Source organism: Kitasatospora sp. NPDC056181 (assembly GCF_042266225.1).
Classification (GTDB): domain Bacteria; phylum Actinomycetota; class Actinomycetes; order Streptomycetales; family Streptomycetaceae; genus Kitasatospora.
In genome coordinates, this window is sequence record NZ_JBHJUK010000059.1 from 1 (window position 1) to 16,985 (window position 16,985).

The window sequence follows — 16,985 nt, forward strand, 5'->3', positions numbered from 1 at the left end:
TTTGCTGTGCGCCTCCTGCCTAACCCGCGGAGACCGGGGGGGGGGGGGGCCCCCCCGGGCCGGGGGGGGGCGGGGGGGCCCCCCCCGCCCGGCCCGGCCCCCCGCGCCCCTCAGCGCCTGCGGGTCACCGGGGCCCGATCGGCCCGAGGTAGGTGCCGCCGGAGACGTCGATCGTCTGGCCGGTCACCCAGCGGCCCTGCGGGCCCGCCAGGAAGCCCACCACGTCGGCGACGTCCTCCGGCTCGCCGAGCCGGCCGAGCGCGGTGATCGACTCCAGGTCGGCGACCGCCTCCGGGATCGTCGTGAGGACCGCGGTCAGGTCGGTCTTCACCACGCCGGGCGCGACGGTGTTGACCGTGATGCCGCGGCCGCCGAGCTCGTTGGCCAGGGTCGGGCCCATCGACTCCAGCGCCGCCTTGCTGACGGTGTAGCCGATCTGGGTGGTGACCGCGAAACGGCTCGCCACCGAACCCATGTTGATGATCCGCCCACCGTCGTTCAGCAGCGCCAGCGCCCGCTGGACCACGAAGAACGGCGTGCTCACGTTGACCGAGAGCAGCGCCGCGAACTCCTCCTCGGTGATCTGGCCGATCGGGCTGAACGAGGAGATGCCCGCGTTGTTGACCAGGATGTCCAGGCCCTTCGCCCCGTGCTCGGCGAGCCCGGCCGTCACCCCCTCGAAGAGCTGCCGGACCGCGCCCGCCTCGCCGAACCGCGCCCGTACGGCGAACGCCCGCCCACCGGCCTCGGTGATCCGGGCCACCGTCTCCGCGGCCGCCCCGGCGTTCCCGCCGTAGTGCACCGCGACCAGCGCGCCGTCGGCGGCCAGCCGCAGCGCGACCGCCCGCCCGATCCCGCGCGAACCACCCGTCACCAGTGCCGTCTTGCCGTTGAGTTCAGTCATCGTCGTCCCCCTGTGTTCGTCGCCGGTCCCCCGTCGGGATCACGGCGGTGGCCCGAGCCGTCCGGCCGTGCTCGCGGACCGCGCCCGGTGGTCCCCACCACCGGCGCACCTCCGCCGGCCCGTCCTGGCCGACGTGTCCGCGACGGCCCGAGGGGCCTGCGCCCGGCGGTCCAAGCCTTCCACCCGGCGCAGGCCGGGATCAATGCGGATTTCGCTACCATCCCGGTTACCGTGCGGTTATCGATCTAGGGGCGGGCGTGGAGCTGCGGGACATCGAGATCTTCCTGGTGTTGGCCGAGGAGCTTCATTTCGGCCGAACCGCCGAGCGGCTGCACGTCTCGAAGTCCCGGGTCAGCCAGGTGATCAAGAAGCAGGAGCGCCGGATCGGCGGCGCCCTGTTCGAGCGCACCAGCCGGTCGGTCACCCTGACTCCGCTCGGCAACCGCCTGCGCGAGGACCTGCGACAGGCGTACGACCTCATCAACGACGGGATCGCACGGGCCTCGGCCGCCACCGGGGGCGTGCACGGCGCCGTGCGGCTGGGCGTCATGGGCGTGCTGGGCCACGAGATGCAGCCGTTCCTCGAAGCGTTCACGACGCAGTACCCGCACTGCGAGGTCACGCTGGCGGAGTTCCACTTCAGCGATCCGTTCGCGCTGCTGCGCACCGGGCAGGTCGACGTCCAGCTCATGTGGCTCCCGGTGCGGGAGCCCGATCTGACGGCCGGGCCCTGTCTGCTGACGGAGGGACGGGTGCTCGCCGTCCCGGCCGCCTCCGGCTGGGCCCGGCGGGAGTCGGTGTCGATGGAGGACCTCGGCGACTGCACGACCTTCGAGTTCGGCCCCCACGTTCCCGGCTACTGGGCCGACGCCATGCTGCCGCGGCACACCCCGGAGGGCCGGCCGATCCCGCGCGGGCCGTCCGCGCGGACCTTCCACGAGGTGCTCGCGCTGATCGCCGCCGGCCGGGTGGTCAGCCCGCTGAACGAGCACGTCACCCGGTACTACACCCACCCCGGCGTCGCCTACGTCCCGCTGCACGACGCACCGCCGACCGAGTGGGCGCTCGTCTGGCCCACGGCCCGGGAGAGTCCGCGCCTGCGGGCCTTCGCCGAGACCGCCCGCAGCCTCGGTCCGCGCCCGGTCGGCGGCTCCGTCCCGGCGTAGGGCGAGTGGGCCGCCGGCCCCGGGCCGCCGCCCGCCCCCTCGGCCGGTCCCGCCACGACGTCACCGTCACGGCCCCCACCGCCGGCCGCTCCGGCCGCCCGCTCCGGCCGCCCCGTCCGCCGTCCGGCCCCCTTCCCGCGGTGCTCCGCCCACGAGGTCTGTAACGCGCGCCCCCTCCCGGCGCGTGCTTGGGGGTGACATCAGTTCGAGAAGGGACCATCCGGTGGCGGACACACCCGCGGACTTCCTGGAGTTCGCCCATGCCCGCAGCGACCAGCTGTTCCGCACGGCGTGCCTGCTCACCGGCGACCGGCACCTGGCCGAGGACCTCGTCCAGGAGACCCTCGCCAAGATGTACCGGTCCTGGTGGCGCATCGACCGCACCCAGGCGCCGGTCGCGTACGCCCACACGGTGCTGGTGCGGACCTTCACCTCGTACCGGCGGCGGCGCAGCGCCGACGAGCGTCCGGTCGACCGCCTGCCGGAGGGCGCGGCGCCCGGCGGCGGCGACCCGGACCTGCGGCTGACGCTGCTGGACGGGCTCGCGCGGCTCGCGCCCAAGGAGCGGGCGGTGCTGGTGCTGCGGTACTGGGAGGACCGGCCGGTCGAGGAGACCGCACGGATGCTCCAGATCAGCGCGGGCGCCGTCCGCACCCGCAGCCTGCGGGCCCTGCAGAAGCTCCGGGCCGTCCTCGGCGACGACCTGCTCGCCGACCTCGAACACATCTGATCGGGCCGTCCCCCCGGCATCCCGCCCCTCGAAAGGAGAGCACCGTGAACCCCGATCAGCAGTCCGACCGTCGTCTGCGCGACGCGATGCAGTACACCTCCGACGCCTTCGGCCCGCACCGCCCCGATCTCGTCCGCCGCGCGGCCGCCCGTGGCCGCCGGCTCCGCCTCGTCCGCCGCGTGCAGATCGGCACGGCGGCTGCCGCCGTCGCGGGTGCCGCCGCGCTGGGGGCCTCGCAGCTCCCGCTCCGGGCCGCGCCCGCCCCGCCGGCGGCCGTCACCACCGCCCCGACGGCCACCCCCACCGCGACGGCCGCGCCCACCCCGACCCGCTCCCCGTCGGCCGCCCCGCCCGTGGGCGGCCCGCGCACGGGCCCGGTCTCGGCCCAGCTGGCGGAGTTCCTTCCGCCGGGCAGCACCACCCGGGTCCTCAGCACCGGCTCCTTCGAGGACGGCCGGCTCGCCACGTCGGCCGGCGGGACGAGCGTGGCGGACGGGCAGGTGCTCTACGACGACGGGAAGGGCCGGGCCTCCGTCGCCGTCAAGGTCATGGACACCCCGCAGAGCACGAGCCGCTCCTGCGAGCAGGCCGTGAAGCCGCTCTTCTGCGACGTCCTCCCGGACGGCACGGTGGTGAAGGCCGAGAAGCTCTCGCTCGTGAACGGGCAGGTCGCGTGGGTGGTGACGGCGACCCGGCCGGACCTGCGGAGGGTCGAGGCGGCCGCCTTCAACACCGACCAGCTGCCCGTCACGGCCGCGAACCGCCCCACCCGGGCCGAACCGCCGCTCACCATCGACCAGTTGCAGGGGATCGCGCTCAGCCCGCACTGGAACCGCTGAGCGCGGGGCGGCCGGAGCAGGGGGCCGGGACGGGGTGGGCCACCGGCCCGGCCCCGCCGCCCTCGCGCGCGGGGGGCCGGGCCGGCGCCGGGCGCTCAGCCCCGGGCCAGCAGGCCCGGCAGCTCGGCGACGGACGCGAGCACGTGGGTCGCCCCGTCCGCCCGCAGCCGCTCCTCCCCGTGGGCGCCGGTGAGGACGCCGGCCACCACCGGGGCGCCGGCCCGGGAGCCGGTCAGCATGTCGTACCCGGTGTCCCCGGCGACGGCGATCTGCCGGACGGAGTCGGTCTCCGTCCGCAGCAGTGCGGTGAGAGCCAGGTCGGGGTAGGGGCGGCCGCGGCCGGCCTCGGCGGGGCAGAGGGTCAGGTCGGCGACGCTCTCCCAGCCGAGCGCGCGCAGGATGCGGTCCTGGGTGGCGCGGGAGAAGCCGGTGGTGAGGACGACCTTCCGGCCCTGGCCGCGGAGTTCGGCGATCGCCTCGGCGGCGCCGGGCAGGGCGGCGCAGTGGCCGGCGTCGACGAGGTCGTGGTAGGCGGCCTCGAAGGCGGAGTTGGCGGCCTGCGCCTTCTCCTCCGCCCCGAACAGGTGCCGGAAGACGGAGATCTTGGACTCGCCCATGGTGGCCCGGACGTGCTCCAGCATGCGGGCGTGCTCGGGGCTGCCGGCCTCGACGCCGAGCGAGCCGGCGGCGGCCCGGAAGGCCTGCTCGACCAGGCCGTCGTCGGCCACGGTGGTGCCGGCCATGTCGAGGACGACCAGACGGATATCAGGAGACATGTTCAACTACCCTCAGGTGATTACAGGTTGGCGAGTTCGGCGGTCTTCTCGGCGATGGCCGGCGAGCAGGTCATGCCGCGACCACCCGGGCCGGTGACCAGCCAGACGCCGTCCCGGACCTTCTCCCGGTGGACGACGCGGGTGGTGTCGACGCACTGCGCGTACACGCCGGCCCAGCGGCGGCGCACCCTCGGCAGCGGCCGGCCGAGCAACTCCTCGGCCACGCCGACCAGATGGTCGTACGGGTCCTCGACCACGTCGAAGCCGAACGGCTGGTCGTACTCGTGGGTGTCGCCGATGGTCAGGCCGCCGTCGCGGCGCTGGACCATCAGCAGCTGCATCTTGTGCTCGGCGGCGACCGGCGGCTGCGGCTGTGCGGCCTTGAGCTGCTCCAGGGCGCTGCCGGCGAAGGCGGGGTAGTAGCGGAAGCTGTCGCCGTCGGCGACCGAGGTGGTCAGCTCCTCACCCAGCGGATCGGTCTGCATCATCTGCAACCGGACGCGGCGGACCGGGAGTTGCGGTGCCAGCTCGCGCACCAGGCCGCCCAGCCAGGCACCGGTGCAGAGGACGACGAGGTCGCCGGTGTGGACGTCGCCGTGGTCGTCGCGGACGGCGTTCTCGCCGATCACCTCGCGGACCTCGCGCCCGGGCAGGAAGGTGTAGCGGCCGCTCGCCAGCAGGGCGGCGCGCAGCGCGGGCTGGGCCGTGCGCGGCTCGACGGCGGCGTCGCGCCCGCACCACAGGGCGCCGAGCAGCTTGCCGCACAGGGCGGGGTTGGCGGCCCGGGTCTCGTCCGCCCCGAGCAGCCGGTAGCCGCGCGCGGCGGCGTCGGGCCGGGTCAGCGCCTGTTCGGCGACGGCGAGTTCGGCCTCGGTGCGGATCGCGGTGAGCGAGCCGTTGGCCCGGAAGCCGAGGTCGGGCACCCTGGCGCCGATCCCCTCCCACAGCTCGCGGGCGCGCAGTGCGGTGTCCAGCTCCTCGCCCCCGGCCCGGCCGCTGACCCAGACCAGCCCGAAGTTGCGCACGGAGGCGCCGCGCGCCTCGGCCTCGCGCTCCAGGTGGACGACCTCGTGACCGCGCTCGACGGCCTGCCAGGCGTGCATGGTGCCGAGCACGCCTGCTCCTACGACGATGACTCTCATGCGGCCAGGCTGGTGCGGCGAGGTGGCCGGGAGGAGTCCGGATCCGGTCCCACAGGTGAACCGACCGAAAAGTTGTACAGACAACCCGGCTCGGCGAGGTTCGGGGTGGCAGCACCACCACCCCGCACCTCGCCCCCGGGGGTCACCCGGTCACACCGCCCGCACCGGGTCGGTGCCGAGCCACCACGCCGGGGCGGCCGTCCCGTCGATCGTCCGGCCGTCGTCGCGCACGTAGTGCCGCACATCGCGTCCGGGCTCGCGCAGTTCACCGTCGAGGGCGCGCTCCAGCCATTCGGCGCCGAAACGGAACACCTCGGCCGCGACACCGCCCAGCGGATGGAACTCGTTCTCGTACACCCGCAGCTCCTTCGGGGCGCGGATCCGCTCGTACGTCGCCATCGCCTGCTCCAGCCGCGTCAGTTCGTCGAACTCCCCGATCCCCAGGAGGACCGGACAGGCGATGTCCCCGACGAGGTCGCCGAGCGGCATGCGGGCGGCGAGCTCGCGGTCGAACTCCTCCTCGTCGGTGCAGCCGGCCATGAACATGTAGTTGTTCTTGAAGCTGGGCTGCGCCCGGTCGAAGATCGTGTGGAAGTCGCCGCTGACGCCCTCGAAGCTCGCGAGCGCCGCGAGCCGGGGGTCCGTGGCCGCGGCCCGCATCCCCCAGTAGCCGCTCATGCTGATGCCGAACATGCCGATGCGGCCGGGGTCGACCTCGGGCAGGCCGACCAGGTGGTCGAGGTAGCGACTGATCGCGCGCTCGTAGTTGGTGAGATCGACGGTGAGCCCGCCGGCCCGGGACTCCCCCTGGCCGGGCCCCTCGATCGAGAGGGCGACCACTCCGCGCGAGGTGTAGTAGCGCTCCGCGGCGTAGATGTAGTCCTCCTTGATCATGTCCATCCCCGGACCGAGGACGACCGCCGGCGCCCCCTCGACCGTCCCGGCCGGCAGGTGCAGCAGGGCATGGAGCTGTCCGCCCTCGAAGTCCAGCACGACCCGGCGCACCCGGCGGCCGCGCAGCTCGCCGAGCCGGGCGACGCAGTGGTTGGTCCGCGCCCGGAAGGCGTGCTTGCGCGGGTCCGCCGCGTCGAGGACGGAGTACTGCGCCCGGCCCCACATCACCGCCGCCCGCAGGTAGAGGTCGGCGGCGGTGCGGGGATACCCGCCCCGCTCGTGGTGGACGGCCCGCTCCTCGGCCTGGCCGGCCACGGTCGCCCACGCCTTGGCCAGCATCGCGCCGCTGCGGACCAGCGCGAAGACCTTGTCGAAGTCGGTGTGGTCGTGGCCGAGCTGCTCCATCGTGCCCTTGGCCTGCGGGTGCAGGGCGTCGAAGCCACCCTGGGCGAGGGCGAGGTCCAGGGCCCAGCTCTGTCCGGTCGATCGCACGGTCATGACGGGTACGCTCCGTTCGGCGCAGTTAGGTAAGTACTTAATTATTAAGTCCTTATGCTTAGCTTGCTGTCAACCCGCCACCGAGGAAACCGCCGGAGAAGGAGCACCCCCGTGCCGCAAGACCCCGCCACCGACGACGCCACCCGCGCCCTCGCCCTGGACGGGCTGGCCCGCGCCGCCTACAGCCTCAGCGCGGCCGACGCCCGCCTGCGCGGCCGGGCCACCCGCTCGCGCGGTGCACTGTCGCTCACCCACGCGCGAGCCCTGCGGGTCCTGGCCGACGAGGGTCCGCTGCCGGTCGGCCGGCTGGCGGCGGGCACCGAGACGACCCCGGCCGCCACGACCCAGCTGGTCAACGGGCTGGAGGAGGCCGGCTACGTCACCCGCGAACGGCCGGAGCACGACCGCCGTTCCACCCTGGTCACCCTCACCCCGGCCGGCCGCGAGCGGCACCGGCTGCGCACCGCGTCACTGGTGGAGTCGCTGGAACGGCTGACAGCCGGCCTCGACACGGCCGAGGTGGAGACCGTCACGGCCGTCCTGCGCGGCCTGGCCGAGGTCTACGACGAACTCTGAGCCCGCAACCCGCAGGGGCACCCACCCCTACCCACCACACGGGCCGCACCCCGGCCCGCCGACACCGTCCGGAGAACACCTCATGACCGAGCACACCCCCGAACCGTCGCGCCCCCGCGCGGGTCGCCGCGCCGCCGGAGCCGCCGCCGTGCTCGCGGCACTCGCCGTCGCCGGCCTGATCTGGGCCGTCCTGCACCGGACCGGTCTCGTACCCCCCGGCTACGGCCTCGCCCGCCTCGCCGGCAAGTCGGGCGTCAAGGCCGTTGCGGTGGCCGGCGCGGGGATCGTCGCCCTCGGGTACTACCTCGCCACCCGCCGCCGCAGCGGAACGGACACCACCTCGGAGGCGACCCCGTCGGAGGCAGCTCCGTCGGAGGCGATCCCGTCGGAGACCGCCGCCCGGACGCCGGGGCCGGCGCCGACCCCGGCGCCCCACCGCGAGGCCTGAACCGCCACCGGGCCGCTACCGCACCACCGCGGCCCGCAGGTAGTTGCGCCGGCCGAAGTGCGGCTCGTCCACCGCCGTCAGCTCCTCCACCTGGAACCGGTACAGCGCGGCGGCCCCGCCGCCGGTCAGGAACTGCCGCCGGACCTCCTCGTCCTGCCCGAAGGCGGGGTACCGGCCCTGGTACGCCGCGAACGCGGCCTGTGCCTGGTGCCCCCACGCCTCCCCCGCGCTGCCGGTCAGCTGGATGCCGCGCAGCTGCTCGCCGAAGACCGGCGGCGGCAGGAAGACGGTGGCCGCCGCCCGGGCCTCCTCGGCGAGGTGGTGGCTGTGCCGGGTGGCGCGCTCGCTGACGAAGTACAGGACGAGGTCGTCGTCGAACGCGTAGAAGGCCAGGTTGGCGTGCGGGCCGCGCTCGTGGCCGGCCGTGGCGAGGGTGAGCACCATGGCCTCGCCGAGCAGCCCCTCCACCCCCTTGCGGAGCTCCTCCGCGGGCCGGTCCCCCTGGGTGACGTCGAGTCGGTACGGCATGGGCAGCACTTCCCTCCACGGGCGCGGGCGCCGCGGCGCCCCGGCACGACTGAGCCGGGCGGGCGCCCCCGTCACGGAGGCCCCTCGCCCGGCTCACATGCTCCTCCCGCCGCCCCCGGCCGGACAAGGGCCGGGACGGCGGTGGCCGTTTCAGCGCCGCTGCGCCTCCAGCGGCGACGGTCCGCCCGTCGTGACGACGGCGCCCGCGCCCAGCAGCGGCCGCAGCGCCCCGGCGCGGGCCCGGTCGACCAGCGGCGCGGCCCGGCCGGCGGCCAGCGCCAGCGGGATCGCCACCAGGACGCCGACCGTGGCCCCGACCAGCACGTCGTGCGGGTAGTGGACACCGACCCAGACCCGCGAGGCGCCCATCAGCACGGCGGCGATCGCGGCGATCCGGCCGAGCCGCCGGTCCGCGAACCAGAGCGCGGTCGCGGCGGCGAAGGCGATCACCGTGTGGTTGCTCGGGAAGGACCAGTCACCGGCGCCGGGGCAGGCCTCCAGCGTGCCGCGCACGCCCAGCTGCGCGCACGGCCGGACCTCCTCGACCACGCTCTTGAAGCCGGAGTTCACCACGTACGCGAGGACCACGATCAGCGGCGAGGCCAGCACCCGGGCCATCACGGACGCGCCGGCGCCGCGCGCCCGCCACCACGCGAGGACCATCAGGACGGCGAAGAGGCCGAGGCCGACCGCGGACCACACCTTGATCAGCTGGTCGAGCCAGTACGGCGCGGCGTCGGCCCAGCCGACCACCCGGCTGTAGAGGCCGCCGTCGATGCCGCTGCCGTCGTACACGGCGAGCGCGCGGGGGGAGGTGGAGTTCATCACCGGGCGTCACCACCGTCACGCCGGGACTTCCGGGCGCGGAACAACTCAAGAACAATCGGGATCACGGAGACAACTACTACCAGACCGATGATGGGAAGCAGGTACTGGTCGATACTGGGCACCGTCGAGCCCAGCGCGTATCCGGCCAGCACCACCCCCACCGTCCAGAGCGTTCCGCCGGCGACCTGCCAGAAGGTGAACGTGCGGACCGGCACCTCCAGGGCGCCGCAGAGCGGGTTGAGCACCGTCCGGACGACCGGGATGAACCGCGCCAGCACGATCGCCTTGCCGTGGCCGTACTTGGCGAGCAGTTCGTCGGCCCGGCCGATGCCCTGCCGGAGGCTCCTGCGCTCGGTACGGGCCAGCAGCGCGCGGCCGCCGCGCCTGCCGATCAGATAGCCGACCTGGGCGCCGGCCAGCGCACCGACCAGGGCGGCCGGCAGCACCTGGTACAGCTCCAGCTGAGGGCCCTTGGTGACGCCGGGGACGCAGAGCAGGCCGGCGGTGAACAGCAGCGAGTCACCGGGCAGGAAGAACCCGACGAGCAGCCCGGTCTCGGCGAAGAGCACGGCGGCGATGCCGAGTGCGCCGAAGGACGCGAGCAGCGACGAGGCGTCCAGCACGTTCACCGCGAGTGCGTGAACAGCCGGATCGGCGGACGACTGGAGCAAGGCTGGCGGACCTCCCGTACGTTGGGGGCGGCACCAGCGGAGCACACCCCTGACCGTCTACAGTGACGTAGACGGTCTACATGACTGTAGACGAATCCTGGAGGAACCGCCGCCATGTCCGACGTACCGTCCGTCCGCCGGCCAGCCGGGGAGCTGGAGGCCGAGGTGCTGGCCACCCTGTGGGCCGCCCACCGGCCGCTGACGCCGCAGGACGTCCAGACGGCCCTCGGCGGCGGACTCGCCCGGACCACCGTCGCCACGATCCTCGCCCGGCTGCACGAGAAGGGCACCGTGGAACGCACCCGGGCGGGGCGCGCCTACGCGTACACCCCGACCGTGCAGGACCCCGCGGGCCTCGCCGCCCGCCGGATGCACACCGAGCTCGGGCGCGAGGCGGACCGCTCCACCGTCCTGGCCCGGTTCGTCTCCGACCTCTCGGCCGAGGACGAGCGGCTGCTGCGCGAACTCCTCGGCGACGGCGCGGCCGACGGGCCCGCGGACGACGCCGGACCGGCGGCCCGGTGATCGCCGCCGTCTGGGCGCCGCTGCTGCTGCCCTTCCTCGCCGCCCCGCTGGCCCGCCGCCTCGCCGAGGCGCTCACCCCGCGCGCCGCCGCCTGGACGCTGGCCGGCACCGCGGCCGTCCTGGCCGGTGGCACCCTCTGCTCGCTCGGCCTGCTCACCGCCGCCGGGCTGCTCCAGCTGCCGCCGGTCGCCGCACTCGGCCACCTCTCGCTGCCCTGGCTGACCGCCGCCGCACCGCAGGCCGCACTGCCGGCCGTGCTGGCCGGGCTGGCGCTCACCGTCCTGGCCGTGCTCGGCGTCCGGACGGCGTGGCTGCGCCGCCGCGAACTGCACGCCGCCCGCGCCACCCTCGAACCCGGGGGCGGCGGGCACCCCGGCAACGACGCGCCGCAGCCCGGCGACGACCGGCATCCGGACGTGCGCCCCCTCGCCGCCTCAGTGCGCCACGCACGCGCCCGGTCCACACGGCGCACACCGCTCGTCGAGCGCGCCCGCGCACTCCTCCGACCCGCCGGGCCCCACCCGCTCGCGGTCCTGGACGACGAGCGGGCCGACGCCTTCGCCCTCCCCGGCCGCCTCCCCCGGCCCGGCCGGCCCGCCGAACCGGGGCGGATCGTGGTCACCGCCGGCATGCTGCGCGCCCTCACGGCGCCCGAGCGGGCCGCCCTGCTCGCCCACGAACGCGCCCACCTGACCGCCCGCCACCACGTCTTCCTCGCGCTCGCCGAGCACGCCGCCGCCGTCCACCCCGCACTGCGCACGCTGCGCACGCCGCTCGGCTACCACCTGGAGCGGTGGGCCGACGAAGCCGCCGCCGAGCGGGTCGGCGACCGCGCCGTGACCGCCCGCGCGGTCGGCCGCGCCGCCCTGGCGGCGAGCCGCTCCCCCCGGCCGGCCCGGCCCCGGCTGGCCCCGGCCGCCCACTCCGGGCCGGTCCCGCGCCGGGTCGCCGCACTGCTCCAGCCCCGCCCGGCCGCGTCCCGCAGCGGCCGTCGCGCCGCCGCCCTGGCCCTCGCCGCCTGCCTCGCGCTGACCGCCGCCACCGCCCTGGACGCCACCGCCGACCTGCACCGCACCGTCGAGTCGGCCCAACAGGGCATCGATTCCCGCCCGTAGGGGCACGCCCCCGGCGGACCGCGGGAGCGGTCACGAGGCCGATCGGCCGAGGTCATGACTGCCATAGCGAGTTGGCATGTTCATTGTTATGTTGCCCGGTGTGCCGACTTGGCGGACCCCGTCCCCAGGACCGGGCCACCCCCGTACTCTTTCGTCAGCGCGTCGGCCCCGGCGCGTCCTCGATCGGCGGCGAGGAGCAAACCGAGTGCGGCAGACCGGACGGCAGACCCGACGGCCCGAGCGCCGAACCCCGCAGCCCGCGCCCGAGCTGGCCAGGGTCTACGACCGCACCCTCACCGAGGCCGCCGCCCGCGACCTCACGCGGGAGACCGCCCCGGCCGACGGCGGGCCGACCGGCCTCGGACCCCGCCCCGAGATCGGCGACTCCTGGGCGCGCCTGCGCCGCCTCGGCCTCGACCCGGACGCCGGCGCCGCCACCGTCCACCTCGGCCCCGCCGAGATCGAGCACCGCCGCCGGGCCAGCGGGCTCGACGCACTGCTGCCCGTCCTGCGCGACACCCTGCTCGACCCGGCCGGCCAGACCCCGCTGATCCTCGCCATCGCCGACGCCGAGGGCCACGTCCTCTGGCAGGAGGGCGAACGCGGCCTGCGCCGCAGCGCCGACCGGATCGGCTTCCTCACCGGCGCCCGCTGGGCCGAGGAGAGCGTCGGAACCAACGGCATCGCCGCCGCACTGCGTGCCCAACGCCCGATGCAGGTCCACTCCTCCGAGCACTACCTGCGCAGCCACCACGCCTGGACCTGCGTCGCCGCGCCCGTGCACGACCCCGGCACCGGGCGGCTGGTCGGCGCCCTCAACCTCAGCGGCCCGGCCCACTCCGTCCGCCCCTACCTGCTCCAGCTCACCACCACCGCCGCCCGGCTCGCCGAGACCGAGCTGCGCGCCCGCCGCCTGGAGTCGCTGCACCAGCTCCGCACCCTGGCCGCCCCGCTGCTGGCCCGGGTCAACGGCCCCGCCCTGGTCGTCGACGGCGCGGGCTGGACCGCCGCCGCGGCCGGCCTGCCACCACCCGCCCGGCTGCACCTGCCCACCGAAGGCTGGGGATCGACCACCGTGCACTGGCTGCCCGGCCTCGGCCAGTGCGCGATAGAACCACTGGCCGACGGCTGGCTGGTGCGGCCGGTCCGCCCCCGGGACGACGAGGCGGCGAACGGCGGGTCGGTCACCGCCGAACAGGCGGAGGGCGCCCGGCTCCGGCTCGACCTGCGCCGCCCCGACCGCCCCGAACTGTCGGTGCGCGGCGCGGCCGGCAGCTGGTCGCACGCGCTCAGCCCGCGCCACGCCGAGCTGCTGCTCCTGCTCGCCGTCGAGCGCGACGGCCACAGCGCGGCGCAGCTCGCCGACGCGCTCTTCGGCGACCCGGCCCGGACGGTCACCGTGCGCGCGGAGCTGTCCCGGCTGCGCCGCTACCTCGGCGGCCTGCTGGCCCACCGGCCGTACCGGTTCGCCGAGTCGGTACTGGTCAGCGTCCTCGGCCCGGACGACCCGTACGACCTGCTGCCGTCCTCCTCCGCGCCGGCCGTGCGCCGGCTGCGGGCCGGCCTGGCCGGCGGGGTGGTCCAGCTGCCGGGTGCGCCGCCGGTCCCCGGCCCGCGCAGCCCCGGGGACGACGCCGTGCCCCCGCCGAGGCGGCGTCAGCCGCCGGCGAGCAGCGCGGAGAGCTGGGCGTCGGTCGGACCGTAGGCCTGTTCGGCCTGCTCCGAGACGAGCGCGTACGTCCGGTCCAGCCACGACTGGACGCGGGGCTTGGAGACCTCCAACAGTGCGCTGCCGTGGGGGGATTCGAGGGCCAGGTGCAACGTCGAGCCGTGGCACGGGCAGTACGCCGGCCACAGCTTGACGTCGCCCTGGCCGCTCAGCGAGCGCAGGCCGTCGCGCAGCAGTTCGCGCGAGAACACCCAATCGGCCTCGTCCGGCCGGCCGAGGTGGAACGTCAGCAGCACTTCGTACGGGCGCTCGGCGTCGAACCGGAACCGGGTGCGCACCTCGCCGACCACCTCCTCGCCCAACGAGATCCGCAGCGTCAGCACCTCCTCCACCGCCGCCGAAGCGGCGGTGGAGCTTGCCTCATCGCCGCCCGTGGGGGTGGCGGCGAGAGGGGCACTGGAGGCTGCTGGCAGCGGGTCGGGCGGCATGACGGTCTCTCCGGGACGGCGTGGGATGCCACCAGACTGCGGCACCCCGGGCCGGACCGGCAAGGGTTGCAAGGAGGTTGCAATAATCCCCGCCCGGTATCGGCACTCCTTACCCGTTCTTGTCAGACGGATCGTCAACTTCGTTTCGCCGTACGGCTTTCCGCCCGACGGAACGATTCCGCCCCGGAACCGACCGGCCGACCGGTCACCGCTGGTACGCTCGTGCCCCTGCACGACGCGGGCCCGCGCGCGCCCGGGCCGGCGGCCTCCGCACGGGCGGCCGCGGGCGGACGGAACCGGACGGCCGCGGACCCGCCCCCACCGGACGGCCACCGGACGGGAGTCCGCCCGTGACGGCGCTTCGGCCCGGCGGCGGCGCATGGAAGAATGCTGCGACCGCAACGGCGACTTCGGGGAGGGAGGGGTCCGGTGGCTCTGCGCGAGGACACCGAGCAAGGCGTGCACCACGAGCGCGACCGGCAGCGCGAACAGTACGGGCGCCGCGGCCGGCACGGCCGGCCGAAGCCCTTCGGCGGCCGGCTCCGGCTGCCCACCCTGCGCTTCTCCGGCGCCGCGATGGCGATGTCCACCGTGGTCGGCATCAGCATCGCGACCACCTGCCTGCTCAACGAGCAGCAGGGTGTCGGACGCCGCGCCGGGGTGGCCCGGGTCGGCTCCACCCCGCCGCCCAGCCCGGACGCCACCACGCGGGCCGACGCCGCCGCGAACGCCTCGCCCGCCCCGGTCGAGCCCCGTCCGGCCGACCGCTCCGCCGACCGGTCCACCGAGGCGCCCTGGGCCCGCGCCACCGCCTCCCACCCGCCGGCCTCCGGCGTGCCCGCGCCCCGGCCGGCCTCCCCGGACACGCCCGCGCCCGATGCGGCCGCGCCGTTCACCGGCCCCCTCCCGGCCCCCTCCGCCGCCGGCACCGGCACCGGCCCGGCGCAGCAGCCCGGCGGCCCGTCGCAGGGCGGCGACGGGGCCGTGACCGCGGCCGGCTCCGCCGCGCAGGCGACCGCGACCCCGCCGACCGCCGGCCGGCCGGTCGACCAACAGCCGCCGACGCCCCGGCCCCTGGCCCCGGCGGAGCCCGGCAAGCCCGGCACCCCCGTCGCCCCCGTCGCCCCGACCGGCCCCACCGAGACCGGGACCGCCCCCACCGGCCCGACCGGCCCCACCGACGACGACGCCGCCGACCAGGCCCTCACCGGCACCGCCCTGGTCCAGCCGCTCGGCCGCGACGGCACCCATCACCTGCTGACGCTCACCGTCACCGAGCCGCTCACCGCGCTCCAGGCCGAGTTCCGCCTCGCCGCGGGCGAGCTGGCTCCCGGCACCGCCTGGACCGACCTCTCCGGCGCGGTCGTCACCACCCACCAGGAGCGCGGCACCCTGGTCTACCGGTTCACCACCCCGTCCGGTACCGACGTCCGCCCCGGCCGGTACACCTTCGGCGTCCGCGGCATGCGCCCCGCGCCGACCCCGGCCGGCCCCACCGCCGGCCCCACCGCCGGACCGACCAGGCCCACCGGACCCACCGGACCCACCGGCGCGACGCGGAAACCCGCCCCGGCCGAGAGCTGGAACGCCGCCGCCTTCGGGATCGACCGCCCTCGGGCCGTCGCCGCCCTCGGCACCTTCACGCACGCCGACGGCGGCACCACGGACGGCAGCACCGGTACCGCCGGCCATGCCGGCACCGGCACCGCCGCGCGCTGACCGACCATCCGACAACCCGACAGGTCACCGGCCTGCTCGGGCTCTTCCCAGCAACCCCGTTCGTTACTGTGGGTACCACTCGGCACGGAACCCCGGACGCGGGTCCCCAACGCCGTGCCACCGCATCCGAGGAGGAGTTCGTGTCCACGGTCCTGACCCAAGGCGGCAACGCCCCGCTGACCGCCGCGCGGGTGACCGTCGAGGTCACCGCACCCAAGGCGCTGGACGTCTCCGGCCTGCTGCTGACCGACGCCGGAAAGGTCCGCTCGGACGCCGACTTCGTGTTCTTCAACGCCCCGCAGGGCCCCGGCGTCACCCACCGCCCGGCCTCGGGCGGCACCCCGGACGCCATCACCATCGACACCGCCGCGATCCCGGCCGGCATCACCAAGATCGTGGTCACCGCCAGCCCCGACGAGGCGGGCGCCACCTTCGCCGGCATCGAGCCGACCGCCACCGTCCGCGACACCGCCACCGGCGAGGTGCTGGTCACCTTCACCCCGCCGCAGCTCGGCCGGGAGACCGCACTGATCGTGGTCGAGGTCTACCAGCGCAACGGCGCCTGGAAGGTCCGCGCCGTCGGCCAGGGCTACGCCAACGGCCTGGCCGGCATCGCCACCGACTTCGGCGTCACCGTCGACGACGAGCCCGCCCCGGCGGCCGCCGCCCCCGTCGCCGCGCCGGCTGCCCCGGCCGCTCCGGTCACGCCCGCCGCCCCGGCAGCACCGCCCGCTCCCCCGGCCGCGCCGTCGGCTCCCCCGGCTCCCCCCGTCGACCCGCGGGTGGCCCTCGCCGGCAACCCGCCCCCGGCCCCCGCCGCCGCGCCCGCCGCGCCGCCGGCCTCCCTCACCAAGGTCACCCTGGACAAGGGACGGGTCAGCCTCACCAAGGGCGGCTCCGTCTCCCTGGAGAAGAACGGCAAGCCCTTCCTCTCCTCCGTCCGGATGGGCCTCGGCTGGGAGCCCGCCGGCCGCGGCCGCAACATCGACCTGGACGCGTCCTGCATCGCCTTCGACGCCCAGCGCGAGAAGCTCGACACCGCCTGGTTCATGAAGCTGGGCATCTTCAACGGCGCCGTCGCCCACTCCGGCGACAACCTCACCGGCGAGGGCGGCGGTGACGACGAGTCGATCACCGTCCACCTCAACGGCCTGCCGCCCGAGGTCTGCGGCCTGGTGTTCGTGGTGAACTCCTTCTCCGGTCAGAAGTTCACCGAGGTCAAGAACGCGTACTGCCGCCTGGTGGACGCCGGTTCGGGCCAGGAGCTGGTCCGCTTCGACCTCACCCAGTCCGAGCCGCACACCGGCGTGGTGATGTGCAAGCTGGTCCGCCAGTACTCCGGCGAGTGGGTGATGACCGCGGTCGGCGAGTACGTCGATGCCAAGACCGCCCGCGCCATGGTCAAGCCGGCCGCCTCGATGCTCTGACGGCGGCGGTGGCCGGACGGCGGGGAAAGCTGTTGCCTTCCC

The 16,985-nt window shown here is 75.7% G+C and carries 18 protein-coding genes; 10 read left to right on the forward strand and 8 right to left on the reverse strand.

Annotated features, from left to right (window positions below):
- Nucleotides 1-124: 124 nt before the first annotated feature.
- Complete coding sequence (locus ACFC1F_RS22295) at nt 125-904, reverse strand: SDR family oxidoreductase (RefSeq protein WP_376160598.1); 780 nt, start codon at nt 902-904, stop codon at nt 125-127.
- A gap of 257 nt (nt 905-1,161) precedes the next feature.
- On the opposite strand from ACFC1F_RS22295, the gene ACFC1F_RS22300 reads away from it, so the two are divergent.
- The 3 genes from ACFC1F_RS22300 (at nt 1,162) to ACFC1F_RS22310 (ending at nt 3,639) form a co-directional block, all read left to right on the forward strand.
- Nucleotides 1,162-2,070: a LysR family transcriptional regulator gene (locus ACFC1F_RS22300; RefSeq protein WP_376160600.1), complete on the forward strand. Its 909-nt coding sequence runs from the start codon at nt 1,162-1,164 to the stop codon at nt 2,068-2,070.
- Nucleotides 2,071-2,293: 223 nt separating this feature from the next.
- The gene (locus ACFC1F_RS22305) at nt 2,294-2,800 is read left to right on the forward strand and encodes a SigE family RNA polymerase sigma factor (protein ID WP_209411741.1); all 507 of its coding nucleotides are present in this window, start codon (nt 2,294-2,296) and stop codon (nt 2,798-2,800) included.
- Between the two features lie 44 nt (nt 2,801-2,844).
- Nucleotides 2,845-3,639, forward strand: coding sequence for a hypothetical protein (locus tag ACFC1F_RS22310; protein ID WP_376160602.1), 795 nt, complete (start codon nt 2,845-2,847; stop codon nt 3,637-3,639).
- Nucleotides 3,640-3,734: 95 nt separating this feature from the next.
- On the opposite strand, the gene ACFC1F_RS22315 is transcribed toward ACFC1F_RS22310, so the two are convergent.
- The 3 genes from ACFC1F_RS22315 to ACFC1F_RS22325 all read right to left on the reverse strand — a co-directional run bounded on the left by ACFC1F_RS22315 (nt 3,735) and on the right by ACFC1F_RS22325 (nt 6,949).
- A complete protein-coding gene (locus ACFC1F_RS22315; protein ID WP_209411739.1) occupies nt 3,735-4,415 on the reverse strand; it encodes a phosphonatase-like hydrolase in 681 nt (226 codons plus the stop codon).
- 20 nt (nt 4,416-4,435) lie between these two features.
- Nucleotides 4,436-5,557 (reverse strand): TIGR03364 family FAD-dependent oxidoreductase, encoded by a 1,122-nt coding sequence (locus tag ACFC1F_RS22320; protein WP_376160604.1) that lies wholly within the window; start codon nt 5,555-5,557, stop codon nt 4,436-4,438.
- A gap of 150 nt (nt 5,558-5,707) precedes the next feature.
- Nucleotides 5,708-6,949, reverse strand: a complete 1,242-nt coding sequence (locus tag ACFC1F_RS22325; protein WP_376160606.1) for an alpha/beta hydrolase — start codon at nt 6,947-6,949, stop codon at nt 5,708-5,710.
- Between the two features lie 111 nt (nt 6,950-7,060).
- Here ACFC1F_RS22325 and ACFC1F_RS22330 point away from each other — a divergent pair, with 111 nt between their 5' ends.
- Complete coding sequence (locus ACFC1F_RS22330) at nt 7,061-7,525, forward strand: MarR family winged helix-turn-helix transcriptional regulator (protein WP_376160608.1); 465 nt, start codon at nt 7,061-7,063, stop codon at nt 7,523-7,525.
- 82 nt (nt 7,526-7,607) lie between these two features.
- Nucleotides 7,608-7,973, forward strand: a complete 366-nt coding sequence (locus ACFC1F_RS22335; RefSeq protein WP_376160610.1) for a hypothetical protein — start codon at nt 7,608-7,610, stop codon at nt 7,971-7,973.
- 15 nt (nt 7,974-7,988) lie between these two features.
- On the opposite strand, the gene ACFC1F_RS22340 is transcribed toward ACFC1F_RS22335, so the two are convergent.
- The 3 genes from ACFC1F_RS22340 to ACFC1F_RS22350 form a co-directional block, all read right to left on the reverse strand.
- Nucleotides 7,989-8,501 (reverse strand): pyridoxamine 5'-phosphate oxidase family protein, encoded by a 513-nt coding sequence (locus tag ACFC1F_RS22340; RefSeq protein WP_376160612.1) that lies wholly within the window; start codon nt 8,499-8,501, stop codon nt 7,989-7,991.
- Nucleotides 8,502-8,651: 150 nt separating this feature from the next.
- Nucleotides 8,652-9,326 (reverse strand): phosphatase PAP2 family protein, encoded by a 675-nt coding sequence (locus tag ACFC1F_RS22345; RefSeq protein ID WP_376160614.1) that lies wholly within the window; start codon nt 9,324-9,326, stop codon nt 8,652-8,654.
- Nucleotides 9,326-10,000, reverse strand: a complete 675-nt coding sequence (locus ACFC1F_RS22350) for a DedA family protein (protein WP_245204588.1) — start codon at nt 9,998-10,000, stop codon at nt 9,326-9,328. Before ACFC1F_RS22350 ends, ACFC1F_RS22345 begins: the two co-directional genes overlap by 1 nt.
- A 114-nt stretch (nt 10,001-10,114) precedes the next feature.
- On the opposite strand from ACFC1F_RS22350, the gene ACFC1F_RS22355 reads away from it, so the two are divergent.
- From ACFC1F_RS22355 to ACFC1F_RS22365, 3 genes are all read left to right on the forward strand, one after another.
- Nucleotides 10,115-10,525 carry a BlaI/MecI/CopY family transcriptional regulator gene (locus ACFC1F_RS22355; protein WP_209411732.1) on the forward strand — a complete coding sequence of 137 codons (411 nt, stop codon included), beginning with the start codon at nt 10,115-10,117 and terminating at the stop codon, nt 10,523-10,525.
- On the forward strand, nt 10,522-11,640 hold the full coding sequence (locus tag ACFC1F_RS22360) for a M48 family metalloprotease (RefSeq protein ID WP_376160616.1): 1,119 nt from the start codon (nt 10,522-10,524) through the stop codon (nt 11,638-11,640). The genes ACFC1F_RS22355 and ACFC1F_RS22360 overlap by 4 nt, the downstream gene beginning before the upstream one ends.
- A 205-nt stretch (nt 11,641-11,845) precedes the next feature.
- Nucleotides 11,846-13,345, forward strand: a complete 1,500-nt coding sequence (locus ACFC1F_RS22365; RefSeq protein ID WP_376160618.1) for a GAF domain-containing protein — start codon at nt 11,846-11,848, stop codon at nt 13,343-13,345.
- On the opposite strand, the gene ACFC1F_RS22370 is transcribed toward ACFC1F_RS22365, so the two are convergent.
- Nucleotides 13,297-13,797 carry an SsgA family sporulation/cell division regulator gene (locus ACFC1F_RS22370; RefSeq protein ID WP_209411730.1) on the reverse strand — a complete coding sequence of 167 codons (501 nt, stop codon included), beginning with the start codon at nt 13,795-13,797 and terminating at the stop codon, nt 13,297-13,299. The genes ACFC1F_RS22365 and ACFC1F_RS22370 overlap by 49 nt on opposite strands.
- 429 nt (nt 13,798-14,226) lie before the next feature.
- Here ACFC1F_RS22370 and ACFC1F_RS22375 point away from each other — a divergent pair, with 429 nt between their 5' ends.
- Complete coding sequence (locus tag ACFC1F_RS22375; RefSeq protein WP_376160620.1) at nt 14,227-15,516, forward strand: hypothetical protein; 1,290 nt, start codon at nt 14,227-14,229, stop codon at nt 15,514-15,516.
- Between the two features lie 140 nt (nt 15,517-15,656).
- Nucleotides 15,657-16,943, forward strand: a complete 1,287-nt coding sequence (locus tag ACFC1F_RS22380; protein WP_376160622.1) for a TerD family protein — start codon at nt 15,657-15,659, stop codon at nt 16,941-16,943.
- The last annotated feature ends 42 nt before the right edge of the window (nt 16,944-16,985 follow it).

Bases quoted from the DNA above. Each gene is read 5' to 3' on its own strand.
- ACFC1F_RS22340 (WP_376160612.1), bottom strand. From the start codon at position 8,501: ATGCCGTACCGACTCGACGTCACCCAGGGGGACCGGCCCGCGGAGGAG.
- ACFC1F_RS22345 (WP_376160614.1), bottom strand. From the start codon at position 9,326: ATGAACTCCACCTCCCCCCGCGCGCTCGCCGTGTACGACGGCAGCGGC.
- ACFC1F_RS22295 (WP_376160598.1), bottom strand. From the start codon at position 904: ATGACTGAACTCAACGGCAAGACGGCACTGGTGACGGGTGGTTCGCGC.
- ACFC1F_RS22370 (WP_209411730.1), bottom strand. From the start codon at position 13,797: ATGCCGCCCGACCCGCTGCCAGCAGCCTCCAGTGCCCCTCTCGCCGCC.
- ACFC1F_RS22325 (WP_376160606.1), bottom strand. From the start codon at position 6,949: ATGACCGTGCGATCGACCGGACAGAGCTGGGCCCTGGACCTCGCCCTC.
- ACFC1F_RS22320 (WP_376160604.1), bottom strand. From the start codon at position 5,557: ATGAGAGTCATCGTCGTAGGAGCAGGCGTGCTCGGCACCATGCACGCC.
- ACFC1F_RS22355 (WP_209411732.1), top strand. From the start codon at position 10,115: ATGTCCGACGTACCGTCCGTCCGCCGGCCAGCCGGGGAGCTGGAGGCC.
- ACFC1F_RS22315 (WP_209411739.1), bottom strand. From the start codon at position 4,415: ATGTCTCCTGATATCCGTCTGGTCGTCCTCGACATGGCCGGCACCACC.
- ACFC1F_RS22335 (WP_376160610.1), top strand. From the start codon at position 7,608: ATGACCGAGCACACCCCCGAACCGTCGCGCCCCCGCGCGGGTCGCCGC.